We start from the raw sequence: 19,264 nt of genomic DNA, 5'->3' as shown, positions 1-19,264 counted from the left end.
TCCTGCCGCGGTCTTTTGGTATCAGCCTGTCGCGCGCCCGCCCGATGCGGCGTAAAGCGGGGGCGCTGGCCTTTAGATTGGTCTAACGTATTGCTTTATCAAGCCTGCCTTGCGTTGGTTTGGCAAGCACTACCTTCTTGGCGATGCACAAAGCAGTTTCAGGATTTGCCGAGCAATCGGGCGGGGTTTTGTTCTGGCTGCTGGTTGTTTAGGCTAGGCCCATGTCAGCACCTCGATTCATCCATCTGCGCACCCATACCGAACATTCGTTGTTGGAGGGTGCCGTGCCCGTGAAGGCATTGATCAAGCTTTGCGTGAAGCATCAGATGCCTGCGGTGGCGGTGACGGATAGCAATAACATGTTCGCGGCGTTGGAGTTTTCGGTTTACGCGCGTGATGCAGGTTTGCAGCCGATTGTGGGGTGTCAGGTCTCGGTGGCTTATGATCCGGGGGTGGCGGGGGAGAAGCTGAAGGCTGCGGCTTCGATGGTTTTGCTGGCGCAGAATGAAGCGGGTTATATGAACCTGATGAAGCTGAACTCTTGTCTGTATATCGACAAGGCTGGGGCTTTGCCGGAGGTGACGGTTGCCGAGTTGGAGCGGTATTCGGGCGGGTTGATCTGTTTGACGGGCGGGGCGGATGGGCCTTTGGGGCGGTTGGTGCAGACGGCGCAGTTGCCTAAGGCTCGGGTGTTGTTGGAGCGGTTGGCTGCGGCCTATCCGGGGCGGTTGTATGTCGAATTGCAGCGTCATCCGGGTGAGGGCGGGCGGCTGACGGATGCCGAAAGCGCGACGGAGCGGTGGTTTATTGAGACGGCGTATGAGCTGGACCTGCCGCTGGTGGCGACCAATGACGTCTATTTTCCGGCGGCGACGATGTATGAGGCGCATGATGCGCTGATCTGCATTGCGGAGGGGGCTTATGTCGATCAGCAGCAACCTCGTAGACGGTTAACGCCGCAGCATTATTTCAAGACCGAGGCCGAGATGGTGACGCTGTTCGCCGATCTGCCAGAGGCGGTGGAAAATACGGTGGAGATCGCGCGGCGCTGTGCGTTTGCGGCGTTCAAGCGCAATCCGATCCTGCCGAAGTTTGCCGATGATGAGGTGAATGAGCTCAGGCGTCAGGCCAATGAGGGATTGCAGGCTCGGCTGGCGATTATTCCTCATGCGGTGACGGTGGAGGAATATCAGGCGCGGTTGGATTTTGAGCTCGGGATCATCGAGAAGATGGGGTTTCCGGGCTATTTCCTGATCGTGGCGGATTTTATTGGCTGGGCGAAGAAACGGGGTATTCCGGTGGGGCCGGGGCGGGGGTCGGGTGCGGGGTCTTTGGTGGCTTATGCGCTGACGATCACTGACCTTGATCCGCTGCGTTACGCCTTGCTGTTTGAGCGGTTTTTGAACCCTGAGCGGGTCAGTATGCCCGACTTTGACATCGACTTCTGCATGGATCGCCGGGGCGAGGTTATTCAATACGTCCAAGCCAAGTATGGCCGCGATAAGGTCGGGCAGATCATCACCTTCGGCGCGTTGCTGTCGAAAGCGGCGGTGCGCGATGTGGGTCGGGTGTTGCAGATGTCTTATGGGCAGGTGGACCGGCTGTCGAAGATGATCCCGGTGGAGGGGGTGAAACCTGTCAGCATTACCAAAGCGTTGGCGGATGAGCCTCGGCTGCGCGAGGCGGCGAAAGAGGAAGTGGTTGCGCGGCTGTTGAATTATGGCGCGCAGCTTGAGGGGCTGTATCGCAACGCCTCCACTCATGCGGCCGGGGTGGTGATTGGCGATCGTCCGCTGGATGAATTGGTGCCGCTCTATCAAGACCCGAAATCGGACATGCCTGCGACGCAGTTCAACATGAAATGGGTGGAACAAGCGGGGCTGGTGAAGTTCGATTTTCTTGGGCTGAAGACGCTGACGGTGATTCAGAATGCGATTGATCAGATTATCGACGGCGGGCGCGCGTTGAATAAGGCCGCCGATGGCCGGGTGCTTTACGAGGCGAAACCGGGGGCGGAGAACGACATCGGGCTTATTCCGTTGGACGATAAGGCATCGTATGAGCTTTATGCGGCGGCGAAGACGGTCGCGGTGTTTCAGGTGGAATCCAGCGGCATGATGGATGCTTTGCGGCGGATGAAGCCGACCTGCATCGAGGATATTGTGGCCTTGGTGGCGCTGTATCGACCGGGGCCGATGGAGAACATCCCGACCTATTGTGAGGTTAAGAACGGGCTGAAAGACTTGGAGTCTATTCACCCGACGATTGACCATATTCTTGCCGAGACGCAGGGGATTATCGTTTACCAAGAGCAGGTTATGCAGATCGCTCAGGTGATGGGGGGATATTCTCTGGGGGGCGCGGATTTGCTGCGTCGCGCGATGGGTAAAAAGATCGCGGAGGAGATGGCGAAGGAGCGGCCGAAGTTTGTCGAGGGTGCGAAGAAGACGCATAATGTTGATGCGAAGAAGGCGGGTGAAGTCTTTGACTTGCTGGAGAAATTTGCCAACTACGGCTTTAACAAATCCCACGCGGCGGCCTATGCGGTGGTTAGTTATCAGACCGCTTGGCTGAAGGCGAACCATCCGGTTGAGTTTATGGCCGGGGTGATGAACTGCGATATTCATCTGACCGACAAGCTAGCGGTTTATAAGCGCGAGATTGGCAAGCTGGGTATCAAGACGGTCGCGCCTTGTGTGAATGCATCGCTTGCGACGTTCTCGGTGCGCGATGGGGCGGTGGTTTATGCTCTGGGCGCGCTGAAGGGGGTCGGGCCGGAGGCGATGGGGTTGATCGTGACGGCGCGGGGCCTGAAGCCGTTTGCGACTCTGTTCGATTTTGCGCGACGGGTGGATATGAAGCGGGTCGGCAAGCGTCCGTTGGAGATGCTGGCGCGGGCCGGGGCGTTTGATGTGCTCGATGGCAATCGGGCGCGGGTGTTTGAGGCGTTGGATGCGCTGGTGGCTTATTCGGCGGCGATCCATGAGGCGCAATCCTCTAACCAAGTCAGTCTGTTCGGTGAGGCTGGCGCGGATATTCCTGAACCGCGTCTGGCATTCCGCGATGATTGGTTGCCGGTGGAGCGGTTGACGCAAGAGCATCTGGCGATTGGGTTTTATCTGTCGGGGCATCCGCTGGATGACTATATGTCGGCGCTGAAACGCCGGGATGTTTTAACCCTGACGGAAGTGACGCTGAAAGCCGAGCGTGGGGCGTGTATCGCCAAAATTGCAGGCTCGGTGTCGTCGAAGCAAGAGCGCAAATCGGCGAAGGGCAATCGCTTTGCCTTTGTGTCGCTGTCCGATCCGACCGGGCTTTATGAGGTGACGGTTTTCTCGGATACGCTGGAAGCCGCGCGCGATCTGCTGGAGCCGGGGCGCAATGTGGTCCTGACGGTGAAGGCTGAGCTGGAGGGCGACACGCTGAAACTGCTCGCCAATGCGGTGCAGCCGATTGATCAGGTGGCGGATGCGGCGGGGGCGCAGGCGCTGCGCATCCATTTGAACCGGGCTGAGGCGGCGGTGTCTATTGCCATGCTTTTGGCCAAGGTGGAGGGGCGCAACAAGGCGCAGATCACGCTTTGTGTGCCGGACGATCAGGGCCGCGAGATTGATCTGACGCTGCCGCAAAGCTATCCGGTGACCGCGCAAATCAAGGGCGCGATCAAGGCGATGCAGGGCGTGGTGATGGTGGAAGAGGTCTGACGCCTAACTTCTGAGCAACGCGGGCTGGGTTCTGAGGCTTTTGCGCCTCAAGGGCTGGCATGACGGGTCAATCTTTGCCAAAGAGAATAAAGTGGTTGTTTGCTGGTGTGGGCCGGTAAGCATCTGGTGCAAAATGCGTCATTAAGAGGTGGAATCAGTATGGACAGTTTGTGGGACTATGCCCTGATCGGGTTCATTGCGCAGTTGATCGACGGGTCTTTGGGCATGGGGTTTGGGGTGATCTCCTCGGCGGTTCTGCTGGCGCAAGGGGTGCCGCCGCCACTGGTTTCCGCCTCGGTCAATGCGGCGAAGCTGCCGACGGGTGGCACGGCGGCGCTGTCGAACCTGTATCACAAGAACATTGATTGGCGGATTGTCGGGGCTTTGGCGGTGTTCGGCTCGATTGGCGGGATATTGGGGGCTACGCTGTTGTCGGGGCTGAAGGGCCATGCGTTGCAATATCTGGTGAACTTTTATCTGGTGCTGATGGGCAGCTACATCATCTATCGAGGCTTTAAGGGCGTTGCGGTGCGGGCGGTGAAAACCCGGCGTTTTCAGGGCATTGGCTTTGCGGGCGGAGTGATTGAGGGCATTGGCGGGTCGTGGGGGCCGATTGTGAACACGGGGCTGCTCGGCTCGGGTGTGGAGTCGCGCTATGCGATTGGCTCGACGAACTTCTCGGAGTTTATCGTCAGCTTCGTGGTGTTTACCGCGCTGGGCGTGGCCTATTACTTCGGCTGGTGGGGCGAGGAAACCGACTGGAGCCAAGTGCGGATGACAGTGTTTGGCTTGGCCTTGGGTGGCCTGCCTGCGGCGTTTTTTGGCGGCTATCTGGCGAAGATGGCCCCGCGTAAGCCGCTTACGATTGCCGTTGGCGCGTTCGCGCTGGGCGTGGCGTTGTATCGGTTGGCTACGATGTAATTTACCCCAATCTCCTGCCTACCAGTGCGGTGGGCGGACGTTGGCTTCGGGTGCTTGGCCGTTGCCTTCACGCTCTGCCTCACGTTCCGCCAAAAGTTGCGTCAGGCGCAGCAGGCGGTCTAGGTCTTTCGACTGCCTAGCCACCACATCCGACAGGTCTTCCACCGCACGGGTGAGATGGGCGATGCGTTCTTCGAGTGATCGCGTGTTGTCCATCGCCGTCCCCTGCTTGCTGCGCGTGTCCCCATCCGTTACACGGAGCGCGAGAAAAAGCGAAGGCTGTAAGCTATGGCAAATGATAAAACCACCGCTCCAAAATCGGTGCGTCGTCCGCGCGCCGAGACCCCCAAGGGGTTCCGCGATTACTTTGGCGCGGAGGTCACCGCCCGCAAGGCAATGCTGGACAAGATTGCCGAGGTTTATCATCGCTATGGCTTTGATCCTTTGGAGACTTCTGCCGTTGAGACTGTCGAGGCTTTGGGCAAGTTCCTGCCCGATGTCGATCGGCCTAACGAGGGTGTGTTCGGCTGGCAGGATGAGGATGCCGATTGGCTGGCTTTGCGCTATGACCTGACAGCGCCTTTGGCGCGGGTGGCAGCGCAGTATCGCAATGATTTGCCGTCTCCGTATCGGCGGTTCGCGATGGGTCCGGTGTGGCGCAATGAAAAACCGGGACCGGGGCGGTTTCGGCAGTTTTATCAATGCGATGCGGATACGGTTGGGTCGGCGAGCGTTGCTGCGGATGCTGAGATTTGCGCGATGTTGTCGGATGCGCTGGAGGCTGTTGGGATTGAGCGCGGCGATTATGTGATCAAGGTCAACAATCGCAAGGTTCTGAACGGTGTGATGGAAATGGCGGGGGTGCTGGACCCATCAGACCCCGAACGGTTTGCTGCAGAGCGTGGCGTCGTGCTGCGCGCAATAGATAAGATTGATCGCTTGGGTGAGGAGGGCGTGCGAGCGCTTCTGGGCGAAGGTAGAAAGGATGAGAGCGGGGATTTCACCAAAGGGGCAGGGCTGAGCGTTGCGCAACAAAGCGTACTGATGGGCTTTGTGCAAGTAAACGAGACTGCCAAGAAGCAGCTAATCAGAATGAGCAAGTCGGTTCCTGAAGAAGTTGCTTCGCCGCTTAGGGTCGCAGCATACGACAATAACACCCACATAAGCGCTTTTTGGAGATCAATCGAAACCAGCAAGATTTGGAACCGACAAGTTCTAAGTGTGCTCGTTGATATTGTAGGTCATTCGAAGATTGGGGCCGAGGGCGTCGCCGAGCTGGCGGATATAGCTAGCTTACTAGAAGCCCAAGGTTACGGCCCAGAACGCATCTTAATCGACCCGTCCGTCGTACGTGGCCTCGGCTACTACACGGGGCCGGTTTATGAGGCTGAACTGACCTTTGAAATCCTCGACGAGAAGGGCCGCAAGCGGTCTTTCGGCTCGGTGGCGGGCGGCGGGCGGTATGATGATTTGGTCAAGCGCTTTACCGGGCAAGCGGTGCCTGCAACGGGGGTTTCGATTGGGGTGGATCGGTTGCTCGCGGCTTTGGCTGCCAAGGGACGCTTGGCGGGCGATACGGCGGGGCCAGTGGTGGTGACGGTGATGGATCGCGACCGGATGGCGGATTATATGGGGATGGTGGGGGAGCTGCGCTCGGCCGGTATCCGTGCGGAGGTTTATCTCGGCAATCCGAAGAACTTCGGTAACCAGTTGAAATATGCCGATAAACGGCAGTCTCCGATTGCGATTATTCAGGGCGGGAATGAGGCCGAGAAGGGCGTCGTGATCCTGAAAGATTTGATTTTGGGTGCGAAGATTGCTCAGAGCGCGACGCTGGAAGAATGGAAAGATCAGCCTGCGCAGGTGGAAGTGCCGCGCGGTGATCTGGTGGCGGCGGTGCGGAAGATGCTCGGGGAATGAGCAAGGCGGGGAGCCAAGCCGTGACCAAGGCGGCGATCCGGGCTGAGGCGGAGCGGCTGTTTGCGGCGTTTCAGGCGGCGGGGGCGGTGGCGGTGGAGGCTGATTTGCTGCTGCCAGCCGAGACTCTGCTGGACCTTTATGGCGAGGATATTCGGGCGCGGGCTTATGTGACGACCGACCCGTTGCGTGGTGAAATGATGCTGCGGCCGGACTTCACCGTGCCCGTCGTGCAGGCGCATATGGCGGATGGCGCGGACCCGGCGCGCTATTGCTACATGGGCGAGGTTTTCCGCAAGCAAGAGCATCTGGGCAACAGGGCGAGTGAGTATCTGCAGGTTGGCTTTGAGGTGTTTGACCGCGATGCGCCCGAGGCGGCGGATGCGGAAGTGTTTGCTTTGTTTGCAGGTTTGGTCAGTGGGCTGGGTCTGCGCGCGGTGACGGGCGACATTGGGATTCTGATGGCTGCGGTGCGGGGTCTTGATACAACCGAGCGGCGGCGGGCGGCTTTGTTGCGGCATATCTGGCGACCCAAACGGTTCCGGGCGTTGCTGGATCGGTTTGCCGGGCGGGCGGCGGTGCCTGCGGGGCGGGTGGCTTTGCTGGAGCGGTTGGCGGGCGGTGCGCCGAATGAATTGATCGCAGCGGCGGGGGCGTTTATCGGGCTGCGCGCGCCGGAAGATATTGCAGAGCGGGCGCAGGCTTTGATTGAGGATGCCGAAGCCGCGCCGATCAAGGCTCCCGAGGCGGCTTTGTTGTATGATTTGCTTGGGTTGCAGGCTCCGGCTGAGGCGGCATTGGGGCATTTGCGCGGGATTACTCCGCTGCTGCCAGCGATTGCGCCTGCGGTGGATCGGTTTGCGGCTCGGCTGGAGGCGTTGCGGGCGCGGGGGGTGGCGGTGGACACCTTGGCGTTTGAGGCGAGCCTTGGGCGGACCTCAATGGAGTATTACGACGGGTTTGTGTTTTCGTTTCATGCCGATGCGGCGGATATGCCTGCGGTGGCGACGGGCGGGCGCTATGATGCGCTGACGGCGGTGCTGGGGGCGGGGCGCTCGATTCCGGCGGTGGGGGGGATCATTCGGCCTCACCTTGTGGCTGCATTGCGGGGGGCTGTCTGATGTTGAAGATCGGGGTGCCCTCGAAGGGTCGGCTGATGGAAAACACCTTTGAGTGGTTCGGAAGTCGTGGCGTGGTGATGCGGCAAACCGGGGCGGAGCGGGAGTATTCGGGCTCGGTTGAAGGCATTGCGGGCGTGGAGTTGGTGATGCTGTCGGCGGGCGAAATCCCGCGCGAACTGGCGGCGGGGCGGATACATCTTGGCGTCACGGGTAGCGATTTGGTGCGCGATAAGCTGGCGGATTGGGAAGTGCAGGTGGCGGAACTGGCGCCCTTGGGCTTTGGCTATGCCGATCTGATTATTGCCGTGCCTGCCTGTTGGATTGATGTCGATACCGTTGATGATCTCGACGCAGCGGCGGCGGCATTTCGGGCGACGCACGGGTTTCGGTTGCGGATTGCGACGAAATATCATCGGCTGGTGCGCGAGTTTTTGACGGCGCAGGGGGTGGCGGATTATCAGTTGGTGGACAGCCAGGGGGCGACTGAGGGCACGGTAAAAAACCTGACCGCCGAGGCGATTGCGGATATTACCTCGTCGGGTGAGACTTTGCGGGCGAACCATTTGAAAATCCTTTCGGATTCTGTGATTTTGCAAAGTCAGGCGGTGCTGTTTGCCAGTAGATCGGCCGAATGGACGCAGGCTCGGGCGGTGCTGGAGATGTTGGCTGCGCGGCTTGGGCTGACTTTGCCGCAAATTTAAGCGGCTTGACGGCGCGGGGCGAAGGCGTAAGGCTATCAGTAACCGAGGGGGTTCAAAAGTGCGTTATATTCTGCCGTTCTTGCTACTGGCAACGCCCGCCGGGGCGGCTGATCTGGCGACCGGTGATGCAATTCGCAGCGCGCTTGTCGGCAATACCGTGACCGGAAGCATGTCGGCATCGGGGGCTTATGCCGAGTTTTATGCACCCGATGGCAGCCTGCACGCCGCTGATTATACAGGAAAATGGGCGGTGAAGGGCGATAAGATGTGCTTCGCTTACGGCCAAGACCCCGAGAATTGCTGGTCGGTGGTGATCGACGGCGCGCATGTGGTCTGGATGAGCGAAGCAGGCGAAGAAGGCCACGGCAGCATCAAGCCCGGCAATCCCGGCGGCTGGTGATCAGAGCGTTTCGTTGAGTTTATCGCTGGGCGCGGTGACGCCAGATTTGTTGCTGACCCGGGATTTTTTGCTCACCAATGCCACGCCCAAACCTGCCAGCGCCATGCCTGCCCATGCCAGCGGCGGCATCGCCTCACCCAAGAGCGGCCATGCGAATAGGGCGGATAGGGCGGGGACTAGGTAGAATAGGGCGGAGACTCGGGCGACCTCTCCGGCGCGGATCATTGCGAGCAGCAGGCTGATCGCGAGGATCGAGTTGCCGATCACTAGGTAGCCGAGGATCAATAAAAATTCGGGCGACCATTGCACGATCATACCCTCGGTTAAGTATGCGGCGGGTAGGGTGAACAACGCTCCGGTGGCATATTGGATCAGGTTGGCGGTGATCGGGTGTTGGCTGACACCGAAGCGTTTTTCGTAAAGCGTGCCGCCTGTCATGCCCATTAGCGCGCCGAAGGTTAGCAAGATGCCCCAAGGATTTTCGGCTTGTAGGCTGGAGCGCGACAGGATGGCGATGGCGGCTCCGGCGAGGCCCAGACCGAGGCCGATCCAGCCGAGGCGGGTGGTGGCCTCTTTCACCGTGTAGGGCGCGGCGAGGGCGACGAGAATCGGTTGCAGGCAGACGATGATGGCGACTCCGCCCGCCGAAACTCCGGCTTTGAAGGCGATGTAGCAGAGGCCGAAGTAGACGACTTGGATCAGGAAGCCAGTGATGGCTACGTCGGCCCAAGCGCGTTTGGTTTTGGGGAGCGGTGGGCGAATGATCAGGGCGAGGGGCAGCAGCAGGACCAGCACGCAGGTGTAGCGCAGCGCGAGGAGGGTGAGCGGTTCGGCGTGTTGCAGGCCAAGTTTGGCTACGCCAAAGCCGCCGGACCACAGCAGCAGAAAGATTATCGGGGCGGCTGCAAGCCAGAGCGGGCGTTTGATCATGTTAAGGTTGTGGCGCGGATTTCGGGGGAAGGGAAGCGTGGATAGCGCGCTATTGGGGGTTTCACACCCCCCATGCCATTGGTCCTCGAACCGGTGGCGAACCAATGGCAAACCCGTGGGATATTTGAGCCAATGCGAAAGCAAATTTTAGATAAGTTTTAGGCGTTAGCGCAGGCCGATTTCGGCAAGTGCGGCGGCGAGGGCCGGGGGCAGGGTGTCATCGTGGGCGCGGGTTTTTGGCAGGTCGCGCGGCGATTCGGCGGGGTCGAGGTAGCGCCAGCCTTGGAACGGGCGGCGCAGGGCGTTTTCGGTGCGGATGACTTCGGCGTCGAGCACAAGTGCGCAGCGCAGGATGCCGTCTTGGCCACGGCGCTCGGCCAGACCCAGCAGGCGCTGGCGGGCTTGGATCACGCCTTTGATCACCCAATAGAGCGAGCCGCCGTTGAGAATTTCATCCTCGCGTTTCGGCCACATGCGGGTGACATGTTCGGTGGTGCCGGGTGCCCAAACATGCGCATGGGCGCGGTGCCAGTTGGTGAGGTCATCGACCGACTCGGTGCCGACGCTGAGTTTTAGGATGTTGAGCGTCATGTGTTCCTAGTGTTCCTACGAAACGCAGAGGTGAGTCTTTCAAAAAAGTTTGAGTGCAGGATAAACCTAAATCTGGTATGCTCAAGGCTTGCTCTGTCAAACTGTTCGTGTGGTGGCATTTAACAGTGCCATCGGCTTCTACCGCGACTGCGTAAAAATCCAGTTGAGAAACCCGACGCTCTGATCTTGCCGCCCATGATGCTTGCGGCTACACCTCGCCACTTATTTGATATCCCCTATCGGAAGGACTGCCCCATGTCTCGTTTTGCCGCCCCTATCGCTGAGCAAATTTGGGACATGAAATATCGGCTAAAGGCGCAGGATGGCACGCCGATTGATGGTTCGGTTGAGGACAGCTGGCGGCGAATCGCGCGGGCTTTGGCTGAGGTTGAAAAAGAACCTGCGGTTTGGGAGGAGCGATTCTACGCCGCTCTGGAAGGCTTCAAGTATTTGCCGGCGGGTCGGATCACGGCGGGTGCTGGCACTGGCCGCAATGTGACGATGTTCAACTGCTTCGTCATGGGCACCGTGCCGGACAGCATGGGCGGGATTTTTGACGCGTTGAAGGAAGCCGCGCTGACGATGCAGCAGGGCGGCGGCATTGGCTATGATTTCTCAACCATCCGCCCGCGTGGCGCTGAGGTAAAGGGTGTGGCGGCGGATGCCTCTGGGCCGTTGAGCTTCATGGATGTGTGGGATGCGATGTGTCGCACGATCATGTCGGCGGGCTCGCGCCGGGGCGCGATGATGGCGACGATGCGCTGCGATCACCCGGATGTGGAAGCGTTTATCGAGGCTAAGAAGGACGCAGCCCGGCTGCGGATGTTCAACCTTTCGGTGCTGATCACCGATCCGTTCATGGATGCGGTCAAGGCGGATGGTTCTTGGGATCTTGTGTTTGAAGGCCGGGTGTTCCGCACCCTGCAAGCACGCGATCTGTGGAACAAGATCATGCGCAACACCTATGATTTTGCCGAACCGGGGGTGATTTTCATCGACCGGATCAACAAGGCCAACAATCTTGGTTATTGCGAGACGATTGCGGCGACCAACCCCTGTGGCGAGCAGCCATTGCCGCCCTATGGCGCGTGTTTGCTGGGCAGTATCAACATGCCGACGCTGGTGGCGGGGGCGTTTACCAAGGGTGCCAAGCTGGATCTGGTGGCGCTGGATGATCTGGTGCGGTTGGCCGTGCGGATGATGGATAACGTGGTGGATGCCTCGCGCTTCCCGTTGCCGGAGCAGCAGGCTGAGGCGAAGGCGAAGCGGCGGATTGGTCTGGGTGTGACCGGGTTGGCGGATGCTTTGCTGATGGTCGGCTTGCGCTATGGCTCGGTTGAGGCGGCCAAGCAGACCGAGGATTGGATGCATGCGATTGCGCGGGCGTCTTATCTGGCGTCGGTTGATCTGGCGAAGGAAAAGGGTGCATTTCCGCTGTTTGAGGCGGAGCCGTATTTGGCGACCGGCAATATGATGCAGATGGATGATGATGTGCGCGAGGCGGTGCGCACGCATGGGATTCGCAACGCGTTGTTGACCTCGATTGCGCCGACGGGCACGATTTCTTTATATGCGGGGAATGTGTCGTCGGGGATTGAGCCGGTGTTTGCCTATGCTTACACGCGGAAAGTGCTGCAAAAGGACGGCTCGCGGACGGAAGAAGAAGTCGTCGATTACGCGGTGCGGCTGTGGCGTGAGTTGAAGGGCGATGCGGCGTTGCCGGATTACTTTGTGAATGCGCAAACCCTGCCACCGCTGGACCATGTGCGGATGCAGGCTGCGGCGCAGAAGTGGATTGATAGCTCCATCTCGAAGACGATCAACTGCCCGGAAGATATCAGCTTTGAGGCGTTCCAAGAGGTCTATATGGCCGCTTGGGATCAGGGGTGTAAGGGTTGCACCACCTACCGGCCGAATGCGGTGACGGGGTCGGTGCTGACCGTTTCGGAGAGCACGGATAAGGTTCCGGCTGAGGCGCCTGCGATGGTGGCGGGGGGCGAGGTGGTGTATCTGACCGATCCGCTCGACCGTCCGGCGGCGCTGGAGGGGCAGACCTATAAGGTGAAGTGGCCGGGGTCGGAACACGCGCTTTATATCACCATCAATGACATCATCATCGCCGGGCATCGCCGCCCGTTTGAGGTGTTCATCAACTCCAAAAACATGGAGCATTTCGCTTGGACCGTGGCTTTGACGCGGATGATTTCGGCGGTGTTCCGGCGCGGTGGCGATATTTCCTTCGTGGTCGAGGAATTGAAAGCGGTGTTCGATCCGCGCGGCGGGGCTTGGATGGAGGGGCGGTATATTCCTTCAATTCTCGCGGCGATTGGCGGGGTGATTGAGCGGCATCTGGTCAGCATTGGCTTCATTGAAGGCGAGGGCATGGGTCTGAAATCTGACCCGCAGGCGAGTGCGATGGTGATGGGAGAGCGGCCCAAGGGCAAGGCTTGCCCAAGCTGCGGCAGCTATGCGTTGCAGATGAAAGAGGGCTGCATGACCTGTTCGGATTGCGGGCATTCCAAGTGTGGCTGAGGTTGAATCCGGCTAAGGGGTGTTGAGCCTGCGGGCTTGGGATGCTAGAAGACAGCAGCGCGGGCGTTGTGTAATGGTAAGACCTTAGCCTTCCAAGCTAAAGACGCGGGTTCGATTCCCGCCGCCCGCTCCATTAAGAACTGATAAGTCATTGTTATAGATCATCAAAATGCCTTTGTGGTGTTTTTAGATGGGCGGTTTATTATACAGTTTTGCCATCGCTTGAAATTTTGCGGCGATGATGATGGGTGCGAAAATTTGATGATCGCACAGGCCTGACGGCCAGCGCGTCCACAGCACGACAGAGCAGGCCTGACGACCTCAGCGTCTTGCACAGCACAGGAGTAAGGCAGGGCGCTCCAGCAGCCCCGTACAGGCCTCTGGGCAGGCGGCGGGCGTACCATCAGTACCAGCACGGCTTCGCACGTCACCCAATCGACGCAAAAGCCCCACCACGCCCTTACCCAATCCGCAATCCGATAGCGCAGTAAATGTAGTGCGGTATTAAGATGCTGCCCGCGAAGGGTGCTAATATGACGCCTTAGTAAATTGGATTTTGCGCGTCAGCTCGTTTATTACAAATGAACCGTTATCCGGCAAATTTGACAAGCTGACGTTTCATTGATAGGTTACTTTCATTAAGTGAATCACGGCGGGGCTGTGATTTCCATTCGCGACGGTGTCGCTAAAACAAATCATAACATCATAATCAGAAAGGAACTCCCATGAGTTTTTTCAACACGATGCGCGAAATCCGCGCCACGACTGGACTCGGGGTTGCAGCCGTAAGATGGCTCCTGCGACTGCCTTATCCGCTGCCGTTTTTAGTGTCCCCCGCGCCCAAGCAGGGCGGAAATCCGACGCGTCTTTATCTCTGGGCTGACGTGTCGCCGCGCTTGCGGCAACTACACCGCGTCACCGATGAGCAGATTAACGCGCTTCTTCTAATCGCTCAACAACGGCATAAAAACAAAGGACTACAGACATGACACATAAAACTACCGAACGGGAAGAATACGCTCTGCGCGCGTCCCGGATAAATTTGCTGCGTAGCACAAGCCCTGCCCATCAGTTGGCGCGGCTTACCCCGTTGGAGTCACAGTATGAATTGGCTCTCGCCCGCTTATATGGCGCAAAGTTGACGCCAATAATGACAGCCCATTTGCTGGAAAATTTGATTCTCGAGTCGGAAATTCTCGTGCATCTCTCCGGGGGACAAGCCGAACTGCCGACTACGGCGAAAGGCTGGGATAACTTTGCCCGTGGCACGGTGGCGAAAACGCCAATGGCGCGGCTGTGCATTGAATCTGCCGACACCAATTTGAGAGAAACTATTAGACAATCGTATATCTCCAAACTGTCTCTAGCCGATAAGATCAACAAAAGTCGCAACGGAACATTGGACAGTGAATCCAATGATTTTGTTACAGAAGAATTGCGCAGGAATGCTGGGCTATTATGATAGGCCTTCAATTAAGCCGAATGGAACAGGCGCATCTTTATATCGCGATGTGTGCCGCGCTGGGCGTCCCAGACGATATTGAAACGCCGCAGCAAGCAATGGCGGAGGCCCGGTCACACGCGTTTGTATATCTACAGCCCTACGATTTTCTTGAGGCTAGCATACTCGCAGATACTATAGACGATTACATTCATCAGAGCGGAGCGGAGCTTTACTCTATTCGAGTTGAACAAGTGGCTGAACTTGCGAATTGCACGGCAGATGTAGCAAAGCGGGCGCTGGGCTTCCTAGGACTAGTCAAAAGCCCAGTTCACGGCCCCCGCATTTATACGAATGCGCCGACCGGGTACGCGGCGGAGATGAAACTGCCGCCAGACCTTTTCATAGATTGGCGGCAGATTGCTTGGTGATGCAGACAACTAGGTGGGGTCAGGCAGACGTATGATCAGCCCTCCGCCATCTGCCAAGGCTTCCAACTTGGCAGCAATCACATGGGCCTGCGTATTCAGACTCCGCAGGCCCGTGTGATCCAAATTATTCATCGCATCGCTTGCAAACTTATGGCTCTGGGTGATCAGATCAGCGTGCAGTACATCACTGTCAGTCATTGTTGAGACTCCCTGTCTTGGTGGGTGGAGCCTAATTTTTACGCCAAATCAAAAGATGACGCTAAATGATCCTCGTTTGAAAACAAATACTTATATCACCTTCGAAGTTTAAAATCACAAGCAACGAACGTGTCACAATCGGTCAGATCGAACTGCCCCTGAAGCGAACTATTTCAATTGACAATTTCATAGCGTGCCAAACCGACTCGCACCGAATTACGAAAAAGTTGACAAACGTTTATGAAGTGGGTACGGTTGGTTTTTAGTTGCACCTAGCAGTACTACCGGACCTAGCCTCAGACAACTTATACCAACGGCCCAACTGATTCGCAAGTGCAAAATGAACTTCAAGCGCAAAGGAACTACAATGAACAAAACCACACGACTCGCCGTAACACGCCCGCAAATCGCAAAATGCTTGGGTATCAGCCTATCCAGCCTGCATGTTGCACTTGCCGTTTTTGACTCGGATGAAATAGCGCCGATCCAGTATCAGTCCGCGCCGGGGCAATCATTGCGCACGGTTTATATTCTGACGGATATCGACGCCTACCTTCGCCGCGTCTGTTCTGAACGATACACAAGTTTTTCCGCCGAGCGGCTGGCGGCTGGCGCATCAGAAATCCGGGTGGCGTGATGGCCTTCACGACAGAACCTTTCCCGGATGATGTCACCAACACCACCAGATCAAACGAAAAAAAGAGGCCCGCGTGAAAACGCGGACCTCCCGAAAGACTAACCGGACGTCATCAGCGCCCGATTCAACACGCCTACAGCGTAGCGGATAAATTCAACAAATGCAAATGCATTAGAAAGCCGACACACCATGACTAACCTCAAGCCAAACCAATTCGATAACGCGGCACCGCTTGACGCGATTGCACAACAGGCCGATGCGCTGGATGCCGTAAAGGCACCGCAGAGCGCTCCAGAGGCTGTGCAGAGCGCTCCACGGCGCGCACCGCATGACCGCCTGCCAGAGCCGCCTACAGGCAAGCGTCCACCAATCCTATCGCCATACCACACGGCGCGCGCGAAGCTGATCCGTGACACTATCGAGTCCACCTTCCCGGCGGAAGTCGCCAATGCCCGCGCAGCATTGATTGCGGCAGGCCTACAGCGCGGCAATATTGATTGTGCAGATGTAGCAGACCACAATGTGCTCACGCTCGCGATGGCGACGCTGTACGCCGAACATGGGCTTAAGGTTATTGATAGCCATGCGCTTGCCCCCCTGACAGGACGCGGCACAGGAAAAGGCCACAGCGCGAAGCTTCCGCGCGGAACCAAGTGGCAAGAGCGCGCGACCGCTGATGCTGCTGCCATAGTTGCCTTCTGGACAGGCGCGGGCAAATACGCCGCGAACAAAGCAGGCAAGGCTTACAAATTCGCCAACGTCCACCAGCCGCGCAACGTCTCGATTGTGTTCTTGCCGGGTTGCGGTTTGTTTGTGCTGGATATCGACGGCCCGCATGGCAAGGCGGCACTGGCAGCACTTGTCGCGGAACATGGTGAACTGCCCAAGACCGTCAAGAGCATTACAGGCTCAGGTGGTGAGCACCACATCTTCAGAGGCATTCAACCAATCCGCAACACGGCTTCCGCTATCGCATCCGGTGTAGATATTCGCGGCGAAGGGGGGCAAATAATTGCCGCACCCTCAATTCACCATTCGGGCAACTTCTACCAGTGGGCAGAGGGATGCGCGCCGGGGGAGTGTGCGATTGCGCAAGCTCCGGCATGGCTGGAACAGCTTGCCTTGAATGCGTCAAAGATCACGGGCAAAGAGACCGAGACCAAAGCCACCAAAACGAAATCCAACCGCACGAAATCCACAGCCCCGCGTGACATTGCGGTGGGTGGGTTTGAGAACCTTGTAGGTCTGATTGGTGATGGCGAAGGGCTAGAAGGTTTCGACAAACCTATCTATCGTGCCGCTTGTTCGTGGTGGGCTACGAACCCTGATGGTGATGCGCTGGACCTGATTCATATCTTACACGATGCCATCTCGGATGCACCTTGCGACGACGAACGCGCGGAAGATCGCTACGCCACCGATGACTACTTGCCCGGTCGGGTACAGCAGGCGCGGGAATATATCCGCACGGACAAAGTGGACAAGACTGCACAAGCTGAAACGGAAGAGGCTTTCCAAGCCATCGTACAAGCCGAACTGCAAGCCGAACTCGAGTCTCGAGTGAAGGCCTTCTCCCCGGAAACCCCCATTGCTGATCTGGAGTCGGTGATCGAAGATGCCACACAGGGCGACTTCGTGCTGGAAGAAATCGCACTTGCTAAGGTCAAGAAAGCACTCGCCAAGGCCACCGGAGTCGGTTTGCGCGAATTGAACGTGGTGACAACCAAGTCACAGGAAAAGGCCAAGGAAAATCGCAAGGCCAATGCAAAGGCCACGGATAGCGCTGAGTCCGGTATCATCGTGTCGGAAACCGACTTTGATATCATCTGCGAATATGGGCAGCGCAGTCTGCTAGCCAAAAACCTAACCGACCCGAACATCTTCTGCTACATGGAAGACCTCTACAGCCTTGAGGTATTGCCCGGTCGCACCCCCCGCATGAAACCGCTGTATCAGCTTGGATTCGCCAACCGATTGAACAAGGCAGCGCGCTTTGTGAAACGTGTTGGTGATGATGGCAACACGATTGCAATTTCCGCGCCGGATGATGTCGTGAGCTTTCTGTATCAAGAGCCTAAGAGCCTCTACCCGGGCCTTAAGGGTCAAGCTGTAGTGCCATACTTCAACGCCAGCGGCTCATTGGTAACTCAAAACGGTTACGATCCTGAGGGGCAGATTTATCTGACCATGCCAGCAGGTCTCGACATCCCAGCCGTATCGCTGGAGCCGACGCAGACAGAGATTGAAAAGGCGCGGGCGTTGCTGGTGGATGATGTATTCGGCGACTTCCCCCTAGGGGGCGAGACACGCAAGACACTTATGGCGAAGGCCTACACAGCCGAGGGCGTTCCAGCGCTGGCAAATATGATCTGCTGTACCATACAGCCCTTCCTGCGTTCCATGATCACCGGTGACACACCTATTTATCTGGTGAACAAGCCTGCATCCGGCACAGGGGCGGGATTTATGATTGCGGCTGCAACATCCATCAGCGAAGGCCGCTCAGCAACGCCTTGGGCGATGTCGCCCAAGGATGAGGAATTTGCAAAGCAGTTGACCGCGTATCTACGGCAGATGACTGGCACCAACTTCTTCGACAACGTAGACCACTACGTTAAATCCCCCGAGTTGTGCGCAATGGTGACGGGAAATCAAAAATATGAAGCGCGCTTGCTTGGCACGGGTGCGACGGTGGAAGTTGATATTCTCGGGCGACACGTTATCGCGGCTAACACTTTCACAGGCTCGCCAGATATCCAACGGCGAAGCGTGATGGCTGATCTGGATGCCATGCACCCTGAGCCGGGGGAGCGCGTAATCAAGTGGAAGCATGACGATATCCGCACTTGGGTATTAGACAACCGGGGTGAACTGATCTGGGCATGCCTGACGCTCATTCAAGCATGGATCGCCAAGGGCAAGCCCATGGGAACCGACAACATTCTAGCAGGCTTCGAGTCGTGGTCGTACGTGATGGGTGGCGTTCTAAAGGTGGCGGGTATCGGTGGATTCAACGCCAACCGAGACAAGCTGAAAGCGACCACCACCGGAGCCGCACAGACGAATGAGGCCGCGCTTGTCCGCGCGATATACAACCTTGGTGACAATCCTATCCTACGTGTCGGTGGCACTGCAAAGTATAAGAAAATGACGGTGCACGCGGTTAAGGACATACTCAATAAAGCTGACGGGAACGAGCCGTTACTGCTTGCCGGATGGGGGTATGAAGACGGGATATACACCAATGCCCAGAGAATTACCCCAGCATGGGATAAGTTTGCGTCACGGGTTCACGGCTTGACCGTGGAGGACGGGGCAGAGGGTTCCGAGATCACGCGCAAGGTTCTGATCAGCTTCACGAAAAAGGACGACACTTCGAACGGCGGGTTCGTCTACTTTGTCTCGATCAAGGATGACGTCGCAGCCGTGTAGAGAGTTGAGGTATCAGGTGAGAACGGGACGGCGACAGCCGTCCTTTTTTCATGTTTGAGTTGTTGGTGGTAGGCGTCAGCCTGATTTTGCGGACAGTTTTGCGGATGGTTTGGGCTTTTGCGGATGGTTTGCGGATGGTTTGCGGATAGTTTTGAAAACCATCCGCACGGTGTAAGTCGTTGTAAATAAATACAAAATATAGAGTTCACTCTGTTTTTGCGGATGGTTTCTTCTTTTTAGTAAAATCTATATCAGTATGAAAATCTTTATTCATTTACGGAAGGCTTTCGGGGCGATTGTGTGTGTAT

Annotated in this window: 16 protein-coding genes and 1 tRNA gene; 13 read left to right on the top strand and 4 right to left on the bottom strand. The window is 57.5% G+C overall.

Translation table 11 applies throughout. The features are described 5' to 3' along the window. The first annotated feature begins 221 nt into the window (after positions 1–221). Positions 222–3,704 (top strand): DNA polymerase III subunit alpha, encoded by a 3,483-nt coding sequence (gene dnaE / locus JWS10_RS00520; protein ID WP_299503748.1) that lies wholly within the window; start codon positions 222–224, stop codon positions 3,702–3,704. 159 nt (positions 3,705–3,863) lie between these two features. Next, positions 3,864–4,625 carry a sulfite exporter TauE/SafE family protein gene (locus tag JWS10_RS00515; RefSeq protein ID WP_299503747.1) on the top strand — a complete coding sequence of 254 codons (762 nt, stop codon included), beginning with the start codon at positions 3,864–3,866 and terminating at the stop codon, positions 4,623–4,625. Between the two features lie 18 nt (positions 4,626–4,643). On the opposite strand, the gene JWS10_RS00510 is transcribed toward JWS10_RS00515, so the two are convergent. Next, positions 4,644–4,841, bottom strand: a complete 198-nt coding sequence (locus JWS10_RS00510) for a SlyX family protein (protein ID WP_299482573.1) — start codon at positions 4,839–4,841, stop codon at positions 4,644–4,646. A gap of 72 nt (positions 4,842–4,913) precedes the next feature. On the opposite strand from JWS10_RS00510, the gene hisS reads away from it, so the two are divergent. The 4 genes from hisS to JWS10_RS00490 are packed head-to-tail and all read left to right on the top strand — an operon-like array spanning position 4,914 to position 8,764. Then, positions 4,914–6,545: a histidine--tRNA ligase gene (gene hisS, locus JWS10_RS00505; RefSeq protein WP_299503746.1), complete on the top strand. Its 1,632-nt coding sequence runs from the start codon at positions 4,914–4,916 to the stop codon at positions 6,543–6,545. 20 nt (positions 6,546–6,565) lie between these two features. Next, positions 6,566–7,663 carry an ATP phosphoribosyltransferase regulatory subunit gene (locus JWS10_RS00500; protein ID WP_299503793.1) on the top strand — a complete coding sequence of 366 codons (1,098 nt, stop codon included), beginning with the start codon at positions 6,566–6,568 and terminating at the stop codon, positions 7,661–7,663. Then, positions 7,660–8,364 (top strand): ATP phosphoribosyltransferase, encoded by a 705-nt coding sequence (gene hisG, locus JWS10_RS00495; RefSeq protein WP_299503792.1) that lies wholly within the window; start codon positions 7,660–7,662, stop codon positions 8,362–8,364. The genes JWS10_RS00500 and hisG overlap by 4 nt, the downstream gene beginning before the upstream one ends. Before the next feature lie 58 nt (positions 8,365–8,422). Continuing rightward, positions 8,423–8,764, top strand: a complete 342-nt coding sequence (locus tag JWS10_RS00490) for a hypothetical protein (RefSeq protein ID WP_299503744.1) — start codon at positions 8,423–8,425, stop codon at positions 8,762–8,764. On the opposite strand, the gene JWS10_RS00485 is transcribed toward JWS10_RS00490, so the two are convergent. Then, positions 8,765–9,694 (bottom strand): DMT family transporter, encoded by a 930-nt coding sequence (locus JWS10_RS00485; RefSeq protein WP_299503742.1) that lies wholly within the window; start codon positions 9,692–9,694, stop codon positions 8,765–8,767. A 165-nt stretch (positions 9,695–9,859) separates the two neighbouring features. Continuing rightward, positions 9,860–10,285 (bottom strand): DUF1489 domain-containing protein, encoded by a 426-nt coding sequence (locus JWS10_RS00480; protein WP_299503740.1) that lies wholly within the window; start codon positions 10,283–10,285, stop codon positions 9,860–9,862. 255 nt (positions 10,286–10,540) lie between these two features. On the opposite strand from JWS10_RS00480, the gene JWS10_RS00475 reads away from it, so the two are divergent. The 5 genes from JWS10_RS00475 (at position 10,541) to JWS10_RS00455 (ending at position 14,689) form a co-directional block, all read left to right on the top strand. Further along, positions 10,541–12,817, top strand: coding sequence for an adenosylcobalamin-dependent ribonucleoside-diphosphate reductase (locus JWS10_RS00475; protein WP_299503737.1), 2,277 nt, complete (start codon positions 10,541–10,543; stop codon positions 12,815–12,817). Positions 12,818–12,876: 59 nt separating this feature from the next. Continuing rightward, positions 12,877–12,950, top strand: a tRNA-Gly gene (locus JWS10_RS00470). A 592-nt stretch (positions 12,951–13,542) separates the two neighbouring features. Continuing rightward, a complete protein-coding gene (locus JWS10_RS00465) occupies positions 13,543–13,806 on the top strand; it encodes a hypothetical protein (RefSeq protein WP_299503735.1) in 264 nt (87 codons plus the stop codon). Beyond that, positions 13,803–14,279, top strand: coding sequence for a hypothetical protein (locus JWS10_RS00460; RefSeq protein ID WP_299503733.1), 477 nt, complete (start codon positions 13,803–13,805; stop codon positions 14,277–14,279). The genes JWS10_RS00465 and JWS10_RS00460 overlap by 4 nt, the downstream gene beginning before the upstream one ends. Then, on the top strand, positions 14,276–14,689 hold the full coding sequence (locus JWS10_RS00455) for a hypothetical protein (protein ID WP_299503731.1): 414 nt from the start codon (positions 14,276–14,278) through the stop codon (positions 14,687–14,689). Before JWS10_RS00460 ends, JWS10_RS00455 begins: the two co-directional genes overlap by 4 nt. A gap of 9 nt (positions 14,690–14,698) precedes the next feature. Here JWS10_RS00455 and JWS10_RS00450 read toward each other — a convergent pair whose 3' ends face one another. Further along, positions 14,699–14,887, bottom strand: coding sequence for a hypothetical protein (locus tag JWS10_RS00450; RefSeq protein ID WP_299503728.1), 189 nt, complete (start codon positions 14,885–14,887; stop codon positions 14,699–14,701). 367 nt (positions 14,888–15,254) lie between these two features. Here JWS10_RS00450 and JWS10_RS00445 point away from each other — a divergent pair, with 367 nt between their 5' ends. Further along, the gene (locus JWS10_RS00445) at positions 15,255–15,524 is read left to right on the top strand and encodes a hypothetical protein (protein ID WP_299503727.1); all 270 of its coding nucleotides are present in this window, start codon (positions 15,255–15,257) and stop codon (positions 15,522–15,524) included. Between the two features lie 189 nt (positions 15,525–15,713). Beyond that, positions 15,714–18,956, top strand: coding sequence for a bifunctional DNA primase/polymerase (locus JWS10_RS00440; RefSeq protein ID WP_299503725.1), 3,243 nt, complete (start codon positions 15,714–15,716; stop codon positions 18,954–18,956). Positions 18,957–19,264 lie beyond the last annotated feature (308 nt).

Origin of the sequence: Cypionkella sp., from assembly GCF_028290025.1 — a bacterium.
Lineage (GTDB): Bacteria > Pseudomonadota > Alphaproteobacteria > Rhodobacterales > Rhodobacteraceae > Cypionkella.
Note: the sequence above shows the minus strand (reverse complement) of the source record. Positions and strands in the feature narration are given on the sequence as shown.